Genomic DNA, 16,220 nt, shown 5'->3' with positions numbered 1-16,220 from the left:
ATTTAACTTAAATAGTATGTTGTTTTTAAGGCGCTGTCTCGAGATCAAATCAAAACAGCGCCTTTTTATTTTTTGACTCCATATTGTATATCCTATGCGAAGGTGGTGTGTCGTTGTTAATCAATAGAAAAATAAATTTTGGAGGGTGATTTTTTTATCTGATAAATTTATCCATTATTTTTAATGGCGAATATCAAATAATTATTTATTTTTATTCCTCCCAACTGATTAGTTAATCTTATCGTTAAATTTTTTATTAAAAAAATATTATTAATCTTATCCTCGATTTATCTTGTTGAACAACAAGATTTTATTTAATTTATTTTATAAAGATAAGGTGTTTTTTCATTTGTAAAGATTCAACAGGTTATAAGGTACATCAATTAAAAGACGTGGTTAAAAAAGCCAATCTATTTGAGAGGTTAGCGAAGGGAGAAAATTGTAAACCTAAAACTAATTTTAATGATAAAAAATTGAGTGGTGTTAATGTAAAAAATCGTGCTAAGACATTTAGCAATATTGAAAATGATTCTAAAGTTAAGGTTAAAAATAACAAATCCAGTGCTGTTATTGTAAAATATAATATTGATAAATTTAGCAACATCGAAAGAGAAAATATCTAAAATCAAAGTTTTTTTAAGCCCGCGAACACGACCGCTAAATTTTTGTTAAATGCGAATGCGCAAAAAAATATTCATAATCAATCAGAAAAAATATCAAATTAATTTATCTCCTAAAAATTCTGATTCAGTAATTAAACAGGAAACTAGAGAAAGAATGAAGGATAACGCTTCAAAAAACGATCAGAATGAGCTTAAAATTGTAGAGAAATCAGTAAAAAGTTTTTCTGATAAAGTAAATCTATTTGGAGAGGTAAAATCACGTTTAAGTAAATTTGGTAGGCGTTATTTGTCGATATCAAAACAACGATCTAATGATAGAAATGGAATATTTCGTGCAGAACCAGCGCAATTAACTAATGATGCCGAAAGTAATACCTGTTCATCTGTTAAACAATCTAGTTTTTCCTGTAAATAAGATAGGTTTCTATAATGAGTAACAGAAGAACAAGCAAGCAGAAATAATGCTAATCTTTTGATATAGAGACTTTGTTTTTCATTTACTTTTTTATTATTTTGAATAATAGATCACGCATTGTCTAGGAAGAGAGTACGTGGCATTTCTTATAAAAAAACTTAACAAACCTATTTCTATAATTCTATTTTTTCGTTTGCTTAATCAAAAAAATAAATGATTAAATGAGGAATGATGTTTCTTGATTAAGAGAATTGCTATTCCAATAATGAGTGGAGTTAATCAGTAAAAATATAAACTTCATATAAATTTTCTTTATTTTATCTTTTATTTATTAAGAGAGATATTGAGTAAATCTTTAATTTATAAAACATATAAAAGATTTAATATTATCTTAATAAAATAGAATTAAAATTTGTTTCAATCTATTTTGTTGTAAAAAAGATTTCATTTATTTTATAAATATAAGGTTATTATTTTATGCCTAACCGTGTAATCTCATCTATACTAAAAAATTTAAAAATTTAAAAAATTAATAAATAAAAACACTAAGAGTCGCAAACAAGAAAAATCTATCACTGAAATCAAGGTTACCTCTGAAAAGGAAAATAACCGTGTAGAAAATCCTACTACGAATTCTGTTCAGAGCGAACAATCAATTAAGTCTTTTTATCTAGATTCTTCAGCTACTATAGAGCAGGAAGAAGAGATGAAATCGGCAGAAGAAGTAAAGATCGGAATAGAAATCATCGCGCCTGCCAGGCTATTAAAAATTAATGAAGAAGAAGTTCTAGATACTTGTTGTCAGAATGAAGCGCAAGGTTATATATGCTATAAACAGGGAGAGAAACAACATCAAGAGCGGGATAAAGAATTAAATGAAGATAGACTTGGATTGAAAGTCCCTGCACGTAGCTTGGGAACAGATGGCTATGTATGTGGTATGGCTAAAAAAGTATTTAATAAGGATGACGATAGATTAAAATCTGTAGATAGCTTAGGTGACTCAAAAAAAATTCAGAGTCATGCATTATTAAATAAGAGTAATGACTTTGTAGAAAATTCCACTACCCATTCTTCGGTTAATGGACAACAAAATGAGTCTTCTATTCTAACTTCCAAATTTGATCGAACGATGAAAAAGGCAGTAAATATAGATAGAAAGAGTGAATTTGTATTGGAACTATTTCGAGAGGTACCAAACAAAAATCAGAATAACGAAATAATAAAAAAGGAACGGGATGCAACGATTCCAGGATATGTGCAGCGTATTGTCCAAGAGGTATATGATTCTAAATTTGTATCTAAACAGTTGAGTGGTAAAAAATCTTATAACTTACTGAGTGGAATGTTTCCTGTAGAATCAGGGCATCATAAAAGTGATACACCTACACAAAGTAAAGTGCAAACATTGACACAATGAAATGATTAACTTTAATTCAGTTACATCGCAGGATGAACGATGTCTGTAATGAATAAAAGAAAAGTGAAGAGAAAGAAGTAATTTTAATGTTTGATGATCGAAATGATTGTTTCTGATTCTTCTTTTTGTTTGGCCTAAAATGAGCTACGCATTGTCTAGGAAGAGAATGCGTAGTTTTTTTCATGAAGAATTCTTAAATGCTTATTTCCAAAAAGCTATTTTTTGCTTACTTTATCAAAAAATAGCTTGTCGAATAATTACATATTTTTTTGATCAAAGGAATTGATCTGAATTCTCAAAAATAAATTTTATAATAATTCTGGCTTGAGTTAACCATCAGAAAGAGTTGTTGCCTTAACTTAAATCTTAGACGAAATTGAAAGTTGATTCTTGGAATATGAGTACTCGTAGACGGTTTCTGACAATCAAGAAATATAACAGAGTGTAGAGACACTCAATTTTTGTGAGAGTGATTTGCCTAAAGTATCTTTTCATAAGTGGGCACATTGTAGAAGAAGAGTCGTTTAAAGAAAAAAGTGAAGGTTAAAACAAAGTTCAAGGATGGACCTAGTCGCCGTGACGGGGCTTGACACCGTTGATTTTTGAAAAACCGTGTTTGAACTCAGCACTTTACAAAGTCCTACTAATTTTTGTATTGTGCAAAAATGGTGAATCAACAAAAACTTCGGACTTTCCTCGCCGCGTTTCCACAAACCACTTCTTTCTGGGTGGCTTTTAGTGGTGGGCTCGATTCGCAAGTGCTTTTACATGCTTTATCTCAGGTCGTGCCGCGGACACGGTTACGTGCGTTGCATATTGACCATGGGTGGCATGAAGAAGCAAAAGTTTGGGCAAAAGCCTGTCAGGACTATTGTGTCAAACAAGCTATTGCCTGCGAAGTCATTGCGGTCAATGCCCAACCTCAACCCGGCGAAAGTCCGGAAGCGGCTGCTCGTCAATCACGTTATCACGCCTTCGCGACGCGCTTGCCTCTAGGTGATGGCTTGATTATGGCGCACCATCAAGATGATCAAGCTGAGACGGTGTTATTACAATTGCTGCGTGGCTCAGGATTAAAAGGCTTAGCCGCGATGTCGGAAGTGATGCCTTTTGCAGAAGGGTTGTTATTGCGTCCTTTTTTAAATTTAACGCGTGCGGATTTGCTTGTTTATGCGCAACAGCATTCTTTGTCTTGGATTGAGGATCATAGCAATTTTGATTTGCGTTTTAATCGCAACTTTATTCGTCATCAAGTCATGCCCTTATTAAAACAACGTTGGCCTGCGCTTCATAAAACCTTAGCTCGCGTTGCTGCACATAGTGCTGAAGCCCAACAGTTGCTTGATGAACGTGGCCAAGAGGATTATCAAACAGCGAGTGGATACATCAATTGCGTATTTCGGCACTCCTGAAGTTAAGTCCAGCACGTCAACGCAATTGTTTACGCTACTGGTTTACGCAGCAAGCCCTGTTATTGCCGAGTCAACCGCAGTTACAACAGATCTTAGCATTATTACACAGCAAATCTGACGCAAGGCCGTACGTGAGTTGGGGATCGGCACATGTCCGTCGTTATCGTGATAGGCTCTATTGTTTTGCGCGCTCTTTTGAGCCGATTGTGTTTTCTTCGCCTATTCAGTGGAATTTACAACGCGTGCTGACGTTGCCACACGGTCAATTGAACGTTGAACGCAGAATGGGGCAAGGTTTGGTGTGTCAACGGATCGATACTTCGGCGATTACGGTTCGTTTGCGCCGTGGTGGTGAGCGTTTTCATCCGCAGGGGCGGGTGGGTTCACATCCTTTAAAAAAATTATTTCAAGAGTGGGGTGTCCCACCCTGGGAGCGTGATCGGGTTCCGCTGATTTTTCATAAAGAAACATTGGTTGCGGTACCGAATTACGGCATCGACACCCAATTCGCTGCCCAAGCAGACGAATTGGGTTATTGGATACAGAGTATTTCAGTACCGCCCACTTAACTGCTAGATCGTTCGGCCAGCCGCTGTTCCAGTTGTGCGACGACAGCGGGCGGTGCTTTTTGCACAAAGTCGGTGTTGGCCAGTTGTTGGGTGGCGCGCGCGATTTCATGGTCAAGCTGCGCAATTTCTTTTTGAAGACGGGGAATTTCTAAGGTTGTGTCGATTAAGCCGGCCATCGGGACACGTAGTTCTAGTTCACCGACTAAACTGATGGTACAAGGTTCTGCGTCAGTTTGGTCGACATAATCAAACGTACTGAGCCGCGCAACCGGTTTGAGTATTTCGGTAAATTGTGTGAATCGCTGGCGATCCAAAGCCGTTCCTTTGGCGAGTCGGAGTGGAATTGGTCGACCTGGCGCTAAATTCATTTCACTACGCAGGGTTCGTACGTTTCCGACCACGGCTTTAATCCAAGCGAGCGCCGTTTCCGCTTCGGTATCGTGATCGCACGTGCTAACGGTGGGATAAGCTTGCGATAAGATAGACTGGCCTTGTTTGCCAAGAAGCGGTGCGATCGATTGCCAAATTTCTTCGGTAATAAACGGCATCGGTGGATGTAACAGACGTAAACAACATTCTAACACCAAGACTAAGTGGTAACGTGTTTCGGCACGTTCGCTGGCCGGTGTGGTTTCATTTAACATCGGTTTGGCGAGTTCTAAATACCAATCGCAGTATTCATTCCAAATGAATTCATAAATCGTTTGCGCCAGCCAATCAAAACGATATTGTGCAAAGTGTTGATGCATGGCGTTGATGGTGGCGGCCAAACGTGAGCGAAATGCACGATTGATCGTTAAGGTGAGGGAAGTGACTTCAGGAAGGGGGATCGGTTGTTCTGTAACTTGCATAAGAACAAAGCGGGCCGCATTCCACAGCTTATTGCAGAAATTACGGTAACCTTCTGTACGACTTAAATCAAAGCGAATATCCCGGGTAGGTGAAGCCAGTGCGCAATAGGTAAAACGTAACGCATCAGTGCCGAGCGCCTGAATGCCTTTCGGGAATTGTTTACGAGTCGCCTGCGCAATTTTTTTCGCCATCTGTGGTTGCATTAATCCTTGGCAACGTTTTTCCGTCAACGCGTCAAGCGAAATACCTTGAATTACATCTAGAGGATCGAGCACATTGCCTTTAGATTTTGACATTTTCTGGCCTTCGTGATCACGAATTAATCCGGTGACATACACTTGTGAAAACGGAACTTGACCGGTGTAATGCAAACCGAGCATCAACATTCGTGCGACCCAGAAAAAGATAATATCAAAACCCGTAACCAATACATTCGTCGGGTAGAAGGTGGTGAATTCATAGGTAGATTCTGGCCAACCTAAACTGGCAAACGGCCATAACGCCGAAGAAAACCAAGTATCGAGGACATCTTCATCTTGGGTTAAGACGATAGACGGTTGCAGTGCATAGCGTGTTCGTACCGCCGCTTCCGTTTCCCCGACATAAACGTGACCTTGGTGATCGTGCCAAGCTGGAATACGATGTCCCCACCAGAGTTGCCGACTGACACACCAGTCTTCAATATTTTCTAACCACTGGACACACACTTTACGCCAGGTCTCAGGAATAAAATCTAATTTTCCTTCAGCGATCGCCTGTAATGCCGGTGCCGCTAACGGTTTCATCGACATAAACCATTGATCCGTTAAGTAGGGCTCAATCACGACACCAGAACGATCACCACGTGGAATATTTAAGGTATGTGCTTCGGTTTTTTCAATAAGATGGAGGCGTTCTAAGTCCTCAAGGACTTTTTTTCGGGCCGTGAAGCGTTCTAATCCTTGATAAGTGCTGGGTACCTGCTCATTGAGGTGTGCAGCGGGCGTAAAAATCGTTAAACAAGGTAATTGATGGCGTTGTGCAACCGTATAATCATTAAAATCATGTGCAGGAGTGATTTTGACGCAACCACTCCCAAAGTTCGGATCAACACTTTCATCCGCAATAATTGGGATACAACGATCGGTCAACGGAATTTGAACCTGTGTATCGATTAAGTGTTGGTAACGCGTGTCTTCCGGATGGACCGCGATGGCCACATCACCAAAAAGTGTTTCTGGGCGAGTCGTTGCCACCTGTAAAAATGTTTCAGAATGACCGATAAGTGGATAAAATGACCTTGTTCTTCTTGATTGATCACTTCCAGATCTGAAACGGCTGTTAATAATTGTGGATCCCAATTAACGAGGCGTTGACCGCGATAAATCAATCCTTTTTCATATAAATCGATAATTCCGTATCACAGGTAAAGCGTTCTCGTGACCAGTCGATCGAGGCGCCCAAACGGCGTAATTGTTGTGTAATCGTCTGTCCTGAAGTCGCTTTAATTGTCGTTCTACAACCATTTGTGTCGCAATTCCGGCGTGATCGGTCCCGCCTTGCCATAATACATTTTTACCGCACATGCGTTGATAGCGAATCAAGGCATCCATCAAGGTGACTTGAAAACCATGCCCCATATGTAAACTGCCTGTTACATTGGGGGGTGGCAAAACGATACAGTAGGGTTCGCCTTGTTGACGGGGTTTGAAGTCGCCATTTTGTTCCCAGCGTTGTCGCCAAGTGGCTTCGATATCGTGTGAGTTATAGTTTTTATGAATCATGGTGTCGCTATGGTATGAGTGGTAATAGGATAATCTTGTGTTTTATAGTATTTATATTTTTCACGGCCTTGTGCTTTTTCCGTAGGTTCGTCGGAAACGATTTCAATGACCCGTGAACAAAGCGTAAAAAAATCAGGGGATCTCTGGATGAAGATTAAACTGCCCGGAACCCAATGCTCGAGTCTGTCGGTGGTTTGCATCCATTGATGAGGAATAAAACTAATATCGCGGAATGTCCACAAGAGATCATCTAAGCGCTGAGCTTCTTCATTCGAGGACACATGAATGTGCACGGAATGCGGTTGTTGCCAGGCTTTGTCAACGAGTCGACATAAAAAACGATACATTGTATCGCGTTGTATGGTGTTTAAGACATAAAAATCAATGGTAGGGCGCATACCTTTAACCTATTTATTAACTCACAGCCGATTTCCGTATATTTTTCTGAGCCGCCGTTGCGACGCGTGTTTCTGGAGCAATCGCCTCAGGCTTGATGTAGGCAACCGCGGCAACCATGCCTGGATCACGCGCTTTTTTAACCAATTGTGTAAAAGAATGACTTTCTGTATAAGCTACAACCCGTGCGGCGTAAGCGGTCCCCACGGCGGAATGACCCGTTTCATATTGGGATAAGAGACATTCAGTTAGATTTAATTGGGGTGTTTTTTTGATTTCGGTTTGGCAGCGTAGGGTAAGTTGGTTGAGTACTGAGGTGGCGATCACCACATTTTTGCAAGGTTCAAATAACTCAGCTAAGCCCACTTTGGGTTGTTGCTGGGTAAACCAACGGCTCGATAATTGCATGACCCCCACCCAAACCGGTTCGCCACGATCGAGAGCGTGCTGCGTATAAGTAATGGCTTCACTGACCTGTTTAAAGGATTTTTGAGCGTGTAGGGTCCGGACCGTCAAAGGATTTCCGGCGCTACCCGTTTGGATCATCGCGTAAGGCAGTGCATTATTTGGATAAAGGCTGCAAGCCAGAATCAGCGTAACCATTCCTCAATAAATCGTAGTTCACAGAGACTATACCCAGGGCTTTCTCGCCTTGGCAAGTCTTTTAGTGAGCGCATCATGTTTGAGCGTAACATTAAAAAGTATTACATCAGCGATGTTGGGTCAACGAAACACCTAGCGCAAGGTGTAGGATGCGAAAACATAGGAAATACAATACCTCTCTTTTTATGAGCAGGCTGACTCATTTGAGTCGACAGGAGAGGATACTCTTTTAGAAAGGATGATGCGCTTTTGTTTGCGCAGCTATTTTCATAAAAATAAGCTTAGTATTTATAATATAAGATAAAAATAATTTTATCTATTTTTAATTAGTATGTATCTATATCTTGTTAATTAGCGCCATAAATATCAATTATATTGATATTTATGGCGCGCTATTTTTTTGTTTTAATTTAAACAAACAATATTCTTATTGATAACAAATAAGATAAATCACGTGTATTTAGAAATCAAAAATAGGAGATTCATGTTTGTTTAGAATCATTTTAAATGATATGAACAGCCCTTCTGAAAAGTTAAGAACATAACTATTTATTTTTTTATAAAATATAAGGATATTTTTGTGAAAATAAATCCATCTGAAAACAGCGTATATTCAGCGAAACAGCAAAAACATGAAGTTCAGAATCGAGGGGTGAGTAAAACGACTGCACTAAAATTTTTTAGTGATAGGTTAGGAAATAATAGTATTGCAATACCTATTCGTCAAAAAAGGGATGCGAATCAAGATAAAAAAGCAATGTGTGATCATTTAAAGTTAGGGTCATTGGAGGAAACGGTAGGTGGTTTTACACCACTGCATTTAGCGGTTTCTTCTAACTCGACAGTTAATATAAATATATAATCTACCGAAGGACTGACTCCATTACATTTGGCGTTATTCAGTGAACATGTTCCGACTGTGATAGAACTACTTAATAATCCTGAAATAGATATTAATTTAGCTGCGCAAGGAAATTTAACCGCTCTTCATTTAGCTGCTATCACAGGGAATAAAGCAATTACTGAGCGGCTTTTAGAAAAGCAAGAAATAAATGTCAACGCTCGTTATTAATGTTGAAAATGTAGATAAGTTAACACCTCTGCTTCTTGCTGTTAAAACAGGCAGCTTAAAGATAGTGATTTCTCTTGTGCAAGAAGAAGCGAGTATCAATCTTAAGGATGACACGAATTTATATCCCATAGACATCGCAGCGCGTATGGATTATCTCGATATAGTTAAATTTTTCACTGAAAAAAACGCTAACATTACACAAGACACGCTTCATTTTTTGGTTTGTAATAAACGACTAGATATACTCAAGTATTTAATAGATATCAATAAAATTGACTTTACTACGCAATGCCGTGACTACAAAATCCTTTTATATTTAGCAGCAGAACCTGGTTATTTAGAAATGCTTGATTGTCTTATTAGCAGAAGGGTATTAGATGTTAATAATAGAGATAAAGACGATCAAACATCACTACATTTGGCCGCTGAAAATGGTCATTTGACCGTCGTTAAAAAGTTACTGGAAAAGGTGCAAAAATTGATACCCAAGATCATTTTGGTAGAACACCGTTGCAAAGAGCCATTGATAATGGCCGCCTAGGAATAGTTAGATATCTTCAATCAATTAGTAATCGCCATCGCCGTAATATTCGTTCGGAAAGTTTATTGAGAACAGGCGACTCTCTTAAAAGCTCGATAATTGATCCGTTGCTTGCCGGGAATGGTTATGATACAGGTGCTAGCATAACAGAAGATATAGATCATCCATCGATTGTTGATATGTATGGTAGAACACCACTCCATTCGGCAGCTGAAAACAGCGATTTGGCAGTCGTTAGACAGTTACAGGAAAAAGATAGAGAAATAGTAGCTGCTGATTTCACCAGGTCGAGTCAGCGTTTTCATCGTAGTATTGGTTCCGAAGCTTTTCTAGGAAGATCTCACTTACCATCCCCCCTTAACTCTAGTTTTTTTTTCAAAAAGTTTAATAGCCGACCGTTCTATCCCTATGATAGATAATCAAGCTAAAAATCAGCATCGAGCGCCTAATTTGACAATACATCATGATTTTGTAAATCAGACGATGGTTTTTGCTGATTTGCTAGTTAGAAGTTTTTCCAAAGTAAAACATCAGTTTTTTGCTGAATTTTCTCCTGAGAAACGCTTGTTAGAAGAAAAATTAAGAGTGTCTGAAAAAATGCTAAAAGACTCGCTGGATAAGTTTGATACAGAACAACGACAAAACCAAAATTCTTCGAGGAAATAAGGAGGTAGTCCGAAAGCAATACCGAGTCGCAGCATCTAAGAAAGACGTATATTGATCGATGGGCGAAGAACGCAAAAAGGCATATTATGCCTGTGATCCAGTCATGAAGAAGGCACGGACATCCATCTCCAGTGGGGTCGAGCCCGTGCTGGACGTTAAACGAATCACGTGAGTCGTATTATTCGAACTGATTTTGAAAACATAAGGAGTGCAATTTTTTGCCGCACAGTGCAATGTGTATAAGAGATCAATAAATCACTTAACCCGGTGGCCAGAGTAGTGAGCGTCCACCGAGCAAATGAAGATGAATATGAAAAACGGCTTGCCCGCCATCTTGATTACAGTTAAAAAAGAGTTCGATAGCCAGTTTGAGCAATGCCTGCTTCTTCAGCTAAAAAAGTAGCTGTTTTAAGCAGTGTACCGATTAAGGGGATATCGGCTTCGGTTAAGTCATTGAGCGTGGTGATATGTTTTTTAGGAATAATCAGTTGATGAACCGGCGCTTGCGGGTAACGATCCGCAATGGCGATTAACTCATCGGTTTCATAGCGAATCACCGTCTCTGTCGGTTTATTTTTAATAATGTCACAGAAAATACAAGTCATGATTTTATTCCTTAATGTATGCAATAAAATATGTATTTTATTGAAAGTGCGCCGGTCTCACGAGCACAAATAGGGTGAATTTTAAATTGACTGCCAAACCATGTGAAACTGAAAAAAATGATTTATATAGGTGCCCTGACTATCCTAGGCTTAAGTGGTTTATAATTCAATAGATTCACGATAAACAGGTCTTTTTGTTAAATATTCGGGGAAGGTAGCCTAAAGGAGCGAGTTTGTTTATCATGAGTCTTTTATGAATTAAATCAGTAGGAAAAAGTAATAATGAGTGCATTAATTAAGATCGGTCCTGGCGAAAAATTACCCGATGAAGTCAATGTCGTGATTGAAATTCCCAGTCATAGTGATCCAATCAAATACGAAGTCGATAAAGAAACCGGTGCATTACGTGTCGATCGCTTTTTAGGAACGGCGATGTATTATCCGTGTAACTACGGTTATGTACCGCAAACGCTCTCTGAGGATGGCGATCCAGTGGATGTGGTATGTTGCAGATGGAAGATGAATCGGGCATTGATTCAAAAATTTTAGCGGTCCCAGTGGATAAATTGTCGCCACTTTATCATCAGGTGGCCACTTGGCAAGACTTACCGGAAACACTCACTCAAACCATTCGCCATTTCTTTGAGCACTATAAAGATTTGGAAAAAGGAAAGTGGGTGAAAGTCAAAGCCTGGCAAGGTGTTGAAGCCGCAAAAGCAGAATTGCAGTCCAGTCTTCAACGGTACCGTAATCAAGCGTAGTCCCTAAAAAACAAGCAAAATAAGAATAAAAAAGGAATAAAAGCATGGATGAAACCGTACGCCACTGGTTGGCGTTGAGTACGTTGCCTGGTTGTGGATCGATGACTTTACTTAAGTTACTTAACGTGTTTTTAACCCCCGAAGCGTTATTGATGGCTTCAGAAACCGCATTGTGCGCTGCAGGAGCCAGTCAATCTTGCATTCGAAGATTAAAAACACCGGATTGGTCGGTGGTTGAGCGTTGTTTAGTGTGGCAAGCGGCGGCAACGCAACGGCATATTTTGCATTGGCATGATTGGCGTTACCCACAATTACTACGCCAAATTTATGCGCCACCGTTAGTGTTATTTGTCTGTGGTGATCCACTATTACTGCAACAACGACAATTGGCGATGGTGGGGGCACGTAAACCGACACATTCCGGTTTAGAGGTCGCTTATCAATGGAGTGGTGAGCTTGCGCAACAGCAATGGGTCGTGACCAGCGGCTTAGCACAGGGCATCGATGGCGCGAGTCACCAAGGCTGTCTCAATGGAGTGGGTCAAACGATCTGTACTGGGTTCGGGTTTGAATCGAATTTATCCAAAGTGTCATACGTCGCTGGCACAAAAAATTGTTCAGCATGGTGGCGCGTTGCTTTCTGAGTTTTTTCCAGATACGCCGCCTCGAGCAGCGCATTTTCCACAACGGAATCGTATTATTAGTGGATTGGCACGTGGTGTTGTGGTCATCGAAGCCGCACGACAGAGTGGTTCGTTAATTACTGCCCAGTATGCACTCGAGCAAGGGCGCGATGTGTTTGCAATGCCCGGTTCAATTCGTAATTTATTAAGTCAGGGCTGTCATGCATTAATCAAACAAGGTGCTATTTTAGTGGAAGCGTGCAAAGATATTTTATTGGAACTCTCTTTTTATCAACCCTATTCCTCGGTGATCGGAAGTACGGGGCAATCGGTGCACGAAGAGATACAAGAATATAAACTTGATTCGGAGGATAAAAAGCTTGTAGAGTGCCTTGGATTTGAAACGACAACGGTTGATTCGTTGATTCAGCAACTGGGCTGGCCGACGGATCGAATATTGGCTCGACTGGCCTTACTTGAGTTACAAGGTCATATTAACGTAGTCCCGGGCGGCTATGTGAGGAAATAACGATGGCAAAAAATTTATTAATCGTTGAATCTCCAGCGAAAGCAAAAACGATTAAAAAATACTTAGGCAAAGACTTTGAGGTGCTGGCTTCTTATGGGCACGTTCGTGATTTGCTTCCGAAAGAAGGTGCGGTCGATCCAGAGCATGATTTTCAAATGAAATATGCGGTGATCGAAAAAAATAAAAAGCATGTCGATAACATCGTTAATGCACTCAAAGCCGCGGATCAACTTTATCTGGCCACCGACCCGGATCGAGAAGGAGAAGCGATTGCGTGGCACATTTATGAAATTTTAAAAGCAAAAAAAGCGCTTAAAGGAAAATCGGTTTACCGTGTCGTGTTTCATGAAATTACTAAACAAGCCGTGCAAGCGGCCATCGCGTATCCTCGTGAAGTCTCGATGGATTTGGTCAATGCACAGCAAGCACGCCGTGCTTTGGATTATCTCGTCGGTTTTACCCTCTCGCCATTACTTTGGAAGTCGCGGTTTATCGGCCGGACGAGTACAAAGCCCCGCGTTACGTTTGATTGTCGAGCGTGAACAAGAAATTGAAGTATTTAAACCCCAGGAATATTGGACGATTACCGCAGAGAATGAAATTAAACAGCAACCGTTTACGGCGCGTCTGATTGAGTATGATCGTGAAAAATTAACCCAGTTTAGTATCACCCATCAAGAGCAGGCTGAACAAATTAAGCAAGCGTTGTTACAGGCAACACAAGGCCAGCTTATTGTGAGTCATGTTGAAAGAAAACAACGCAAACGTAATCCCGCAGCGCCTTTTACCACTTCAACATTGCAACAAGAAGCGGGTCGTAAATTAGGATTCACTGCGCAGCGGACGATGCGTTTGGCACAACAACTGTATGAAGGGATTGATGTTGGGGAAGGTCCGGTGGGTTTGATCAGCTATATGCGTACTGACTCGGTGAATTTAGCCGCCGAGGCAATTGAAGCAATTCGAGCGTTGATCGTTCAGCGTTATGGAGAAACGGAAATCCCGGAAACACCGCGCCAATTTAAAACGAAGAGTCGGAACGCACAAGAAGCCCACGAAGCGATTCGTCCAACGCATGCGGATTACGTTCCCGAACAACTCAAAACGTATCTGACACCTGAACAATTAAAACTTTACGAATTGATTTGGAAGCGTGCAGTGGCTTCACAAATGATTCACGCGACGATTGATACGGTTGCGGTCGATTTAAAAGCACATCAGGCCGCGGATCATTGTTTTCGAGCCAATGGTTCGACGATTGTTCATCCTGGCTTTATGAGTGTGTATTTGGAAAGTCAGGATGATAGTAAAGCGAAAAATGAAAAAAATGAAGAAGAAGGCGTCGGATATTTACCACCGCTTAAAGTAGGGGATAACGTTAAGCTGCATGAAATTAAAGCCGAGCAGCATTTCACAGAGCCACCACCACGGTATAGTGAAGCTAATTTAGTGAAAGCGTTGGAAGAAAGGGATATTGGCCGGCCTTCGACCTATGTCCCCATTATTTCGACTTTGCAGCAACGTGAATATGTGATACTCGATCAAAAACGATTTAAACCGACCGATGTCGGTCGCATTGTCAATAAATTTTTAACTAGCCACTTTGCACAATATGTCGATTACGACTTTACCGCACGATTGGAAGATCAATTGGATCAAGTTTCACGTGGCGAACAAGAATGGACACCCTTACTAGATGATTTTTGGCGACCCTTTAAGGCCTTAATTGATACCACAGAAGAAACGGTTCAGCGTAAAGATGTTACGCAAGAGGCGCTTGATGAAAGTTGTCCGAAGTGTGGCAAAACACTGTCTATTCGTTTAGGGAAACGAGGCCGTTTTGTGGGATGTTCCGGATATCCTGATTGCGATTATACTCGCAACATGGAAGGTGAAGTCACGACGGCAAGTGAACCCGAAGTGGTACAAGGACGTCTTTGTCCCGACTGTGGTCATGCGTTGCATATTAAATTGGGGCGTTATGGCAAATTTATTGGTTGTAGTCATTATCCCAAATGTAAACACATTGAACCATTAGAAAAACCTGCAGATACAGGAATAGAATGTCCAGAGTGTCATAAAGGACATTTGTTGAAGCGTAAATCACGTTTTGGAAAAATTTTCTATTCTTGTGCGACGTATCCCACCTGTAATTATGCCGTTTGGAACGAACCGATTGCGGAACCTTGCCCACGTTGTGCTTGGACCTTTAATGACAATCAAAACAACAAAACGTCGTGGGACAGAACGGGTTTGTCCTCGTAAAGAATGCGCTTATGCGGAACCTGCGCCAATTCAGGAAGAATGATTACATACACAGAGGCTATTGTCGATTGAAAATAATAAAAAAGTAAGTTATCTTTTTGCAGATTTTTTAGAAAAAATGAATAATTTTTTTAAAAAAATCATTCTTCTTGAAATAAGATCGTTTTAAACAATGAAAAGGATTCCCTATGCCGCAAAATAGTATAAAAATAAATGAATCTGCTCTTTTTTCTCCGGTAAAAAAATATTGTTGTGTTGAAGTACTCGATAAGCATAATAGTTTTTTCTGGGCCGTGATGTTAGCGCTATTGACTCAACCTGAACTATATTCTTCGGTACCCTTTGATTTATTTAATCAAGATCAAGTCTTTAGAGATCGTGCTTTTACAGAAGTTTGTAAAAAATGTTTTGCGCACATGAGTGCTTTAGAAGAGCAACAAATAAAAAAATTGATCGAGTGAGTTAACTTTTATTGTCCGTAATCAAATTTTTCAACAGGGGATGAGTTTTCTCCGTAAAAAGGCAGAAGATTACTTTCAGGAAAATCCAGTGTTTTTTTCTAATTTTTTTTCAGATCGTTACGCGCGCTTTTTAAAAAGTATTTCAATTTCGGGACGTTTTCCTAATGAAGGAGATATCAAAGCCTTAGCGATGGAACTCAATCGTGAAATAGTGATCACCTCCAGTGCAACACAAGCACGTATTCATTATTCAGACAGTCCATTCTCGTTAACCACTCAACAGCCATTCTCTGAAGCGAAGAGGTGTGCTATTTATTTAGAAGTCCATCCGCAAAAAGATTATGCTTTCGGGAGTGTCGACTCCTCAATACTGAGTGAGTGGATTTCCCAACATCAAAAATCGCTTCCTTCTTTATGGGTAGGTCAACTAAGAGCGTTGTTAGTTTATCTCTCTTGGGAGTTTTGGAAAACAAAGCATAAAACAGTTGAGCGGCTACGCGTGTTTAACTTGCTTTTTTGGCAGTATTGGCAAGTAATAAAAAATAAAAGACATTTGCCTACGTGTTCGTTAAGAGATTTTTTTCTTAGGCTTGAGTGGATAGAAGAGAAAATAAAGTCACAATAAGCGTATGAATCTCAAAAAA

General features: G+C 40.1%; 16 protein-coding genes and 6 pseudogenes. 16 read left to right on the top strand and 6 right to left on the bottom strand.

The window, feature by feature from the left end:
• Nucleotides 1–392: 392 nt before the first annotated feature.
• The 5 genes from S3O_RS0102755 (at nucleotide 393) to tilS (S3O_RS15145) (ending at nucleotide 4,439) form a co-directional block, all read left to right on the top strand.
• Nucleotides 393–623, top strand: a complete 231-nt coding sequence (locus tag S3O_RS0102755) for a hypothetical protein (protein ID WP_010597535.1) — start codon at nucleotides 393–395, stop codon at nucleotides 621–623.
• 55 nt (nucleotides 624–678) lie between these two features.
• A complete protein-coding gene (locus S3O_RS0102750) occupies nucleotides 679–1,038 on the top strand; it encodes a hypothetical protein (protein WP_029463613.1) in 360 nt (119 codons plus the stop codon).
• A gap of 706 nt (nucleotides 1,039–1,744) precedes the next feature.
• Nucleotides 1,745–2,458 (top strand): hypothetical protein, encoded by a 714-nt coding sequence (locus tag S3O_RS0102745; protein ID WP_010597533.1) that lies wholly within the window; start codon nucleotides 1,745–1,747, stop codon nucleotides 2,456–2,458.
• Between the two features lie 650 nt (nucleotides 2,459–3,108).
• Nucleotides 3,109–3,870, top strand: coding sequence for a tRNA lysidine(34) synthetase TilS (gene tilS, locus S3O_RS15150; protein ID WP_156792701.1), 762 nt, complete (start codon nucleotides 3,109–3,111; stop codon nucleotides 3,868–3,870).
• On the top strand, nucleotides 3,849–4,439 hold the full coding sequence (gene tilS, locus S3O_RS15145; RefSeq protein ID WP_050816826.1) for a tRNA lysidine(34) synthetase TilS: 591 nt from the start codon (nucleotides 3,849–3,851) through the stop codon (nucleotides 4,437–4,439). Before tilS (S3O_RS15150) ends, tilS (S3O_RS15145) begins: the two co-directional genes overlap by 22 nt.
• Here tilS (S3O_RS15145) and S3O_RS13430 read toward each other — a convergent pair.
• The 5 genes and pseudogenes from S3O_RS13430 to S3O_RS0102725 all read right to left on the bottom strand — a co-directional run bounded on the left by S3O_RS13430 (nucleotide 4,436) and on the right by S3O_RS0102725 (nucleotide 8,053).
• On the bottom strand, nucleotides 4,436–6,631 hold the full coding sequence (locus S3O_RS13430; protein ID WP_235776157.1) for a valine--tRNA ligase: 2,196 nt from the start codon (nucleotides 6,629–6,631) through the stop codon (nucleotides 4,436–4,438). The two genes, tilS (S3O_RS15145) and S3O_RS13430, sit on opposite strands and share 4 nt — an antisense overlap.
• Nucleotides 6,625–6,836 (bottom strand): annotated as a pseudogene (locus tag S3O_RS20285) (class I tRNA ligase family protein); the annotation flags it as partial. The gene S3O_RS13430 and the pseudogene S3O_RS20285, both read right to left, overlap by 7 nt.
• A pseudogene (locus tag S3O_RS18590) lies at nucleotides 6,797–7,054 on the bottom strand (class I tRNA ligase family protein); the annotation flags it as partial. The pseudogenes S3O_RS20285 and S3O_RS18590, both read right to left, overlap by 40 nt.
• Nucleotides 7,051–7,452: a DNA polymerase III subunit chi gene (locus tag S3O_RS0102730; RefSeq protein WP_010597530.1), complete on the bottom strand. Its 402-nt coding sequence runs from the start codon at nucleotides 7,450–7,452 to the stop codon at nucleotides 7,051–7,053. The pseudogene S3O_RS18590 and the gene S3O_RS0102730, both read right to left, overlap by 4 nt.
• A gap of 16 nt (nucleotides 7,453–7,468) precedes the next feature.
• Nucleotides 7,469–8,053, bottom strand: a complete 585-nt coding sequence (locus S3O_RS0102725) for a transglycosylase SLT domain-containing protein (protein ID WP_010597529.1) — start codon at nucleotides 8,051–8,053, stop codon at nucleotides 7,469–7,471.
• Nucleotides 8,054–8,633: 580 nt separating this feature from the next.
• Between S3O_RS0102725 and S3O_RS0102720 the strand changes: the two genes are divergently transcribed.
• The 5 genes from S3O_RS0102720 to S3O_RS0102700 are packed head-to-tail and all read left to right on the top strand — an operon-like array spanning nucleotide 8,634 to nucleotide 10,332.
• Nucleotides 8,634–8,915 carry a hypothetical protein gene (locus tag S3O_RS0102720; RefSeq protein ID WP_010597528.1) on the top strand — a complete coding sequence of 94 codons (282 nt, stop codon included), beginning with the start codon at nucleotides 8,634–8,636 and terminating at the stop codon, nucleotides 8,913–8,915.
• Nucleotides 8,916–8,927: 12 nt separating this feature from the next.
• Nucleotides 8,928–9,125 carry an ankyrin repeat domain-containing protein gene (locus S3O_RS0102715; RefSeq protein ID WP_083827614.1) on the top strand — a complete coding sequence of 66 codons (198 nt, stop codon included), beginning with the start codon at nucleotides 8,928–8,930 and terminating at the stop codon, nucleotides 9,123–9,125.
• The gene (locus tag S3O_RS0102710) at nucleotides 9,106–9,666 is read left to right on the top strand and encodes an ankyrin repeat domain-containing protein (protein ID WP_010597526.1); all 561 of its coding nucleotides are present in this window, start codon (nucleotides 9,106–9,108) and stop codon (nucleotides 9,664–9,666) included. The genes S3O_RS0102715 and S3O_RS0102710 overlap by 20 nt, the downstream gene beginning before the upstream one ends.
• The gene (locus S3O_RS0102705) at nucleotides 9,636–10,085 is read left to right on the top strand and encodes an ankyrin repeat domain-containing protein (RefSeq protein ID WP_156792700.1); all 450 of its coding nucleotides are present in this window, start codon (nucleotides 9,636–9,638) and stop codon (nucleotides 10,083–10,085) included. Before S3O_RS0102710 ends, S3O_RS0102705 begins: the two co-directional genes overlap by 31 nt.
• Nucleotides 10,075–10,332, top strand: a complete 258-nt coding sequence (locus tag S3O_RS0102700; protein ID WP_010597524.1) for a hypothetical protein — start codon at nucleotides 10,075–10,077, stop codon at nucleotides 10,330–10,332. The genes S3O_RS0102705 and S3O_RS0102700 overlap by 11 nt, the downstream gene beginning before the upstream one ends.
• 259 nt (nucleotides 10,333–10,591) lie before the next feature.
• Here S3O_RS0102700 and S3O_RS13425 read toward each other — a convergent pair.
• Nucleotides 10,592–10,937 (bottom strand): annotated as a pseudogene (locus S3O_RS13425) (histidine triad nucleotide-binding protein).
• Between the two features lie 282 nt (nucleotides 10,938–11,219).
• Between S3O_RS13425 and S3O_RS13420 the strand changes: the two are divergent.
• The 6 genes and pseudogenes from S3O_RS13420 to S3O_RS0102665 all read left to right on the top strand — a co-directional run bounded on the left by S3O_RS13420 (nucleotide 11,220) and on the right by S3O_RS0102665 (nucleotide 16,201).
• Nucleotides 11,220–11,698 (top strand): annotated as a pseudogene (locus tag S3O_RS13420) (inorganic diphosphatase).
• A 44-nt stretch (nucleotides 11,699–11,742) separates the two neighbouring features.
• Nucleotides 11,743–12,514 (top strand): annotated as a pseudogene (gene dprA / locus S3O_RS16245) (DNA-processing protein DprA); the annotation flags it as partial.
• A complete protein-coding gene (locus S3O_RS20280) occupies nucleotides 12,503–12,850 on the top strand; it encodes a DprA-like winged helix domain-containing protein (protein WP_408005655.1) in 348 nt (115 codons plus the stop codon). The pseudogene dprA and the gene S3O_RS20280, both read left to right, overlap by 12 nt.
• Before the next feature lie 2 nt (nucleotides 12,851–12,852).
• A pseudogene (gene topA, locus S3O_RS13410) lies at nucleotides 12,853–15,158 on the top strand (type I DNA topoisomerase).
• Nucleotides 15,159–15,303: 145 nt separating this feature from the next.
• Nucleotides 15,304–15,576, top strand: coding sequence for a hypothetical protein (locus tag S3O_RS0102670; protein ID WP_010597518.1), 273 nt, complete (start codon nucleotides 15,304–15,306; stop codon nucleotides 15,574–15,576).
• 40 nt (nucleotides 15,577–15,616) lie between these two features.
• Entirely contained in the window at nucleotides 15,617–16,201 is a 585-nt protein-coding gene (locus S3O_RS0102665) for an OTU family ubiquitin thioesterase (protein ID WP_010597517.1), read from the top strand.
• Nucleotides 16,202–16,220 lie beyond the last annotated feature (19 nt).

This window comes from Rickettsiella massiliensis 20B, assembly GCF_000257395.1.
GTDB classification, from domain to species: Bacteria; Pseudomonadota; Gammaproteobacteria; order Diplorickettsiales; family Diplorickettsiaceae; genus Diplorickettsia; species Diplorickettsia massiliensis.
Note: the sequence above shows the minus strand (reverse complement) of the source record. Positions and strands in the feature narration are given on the sequence as shown.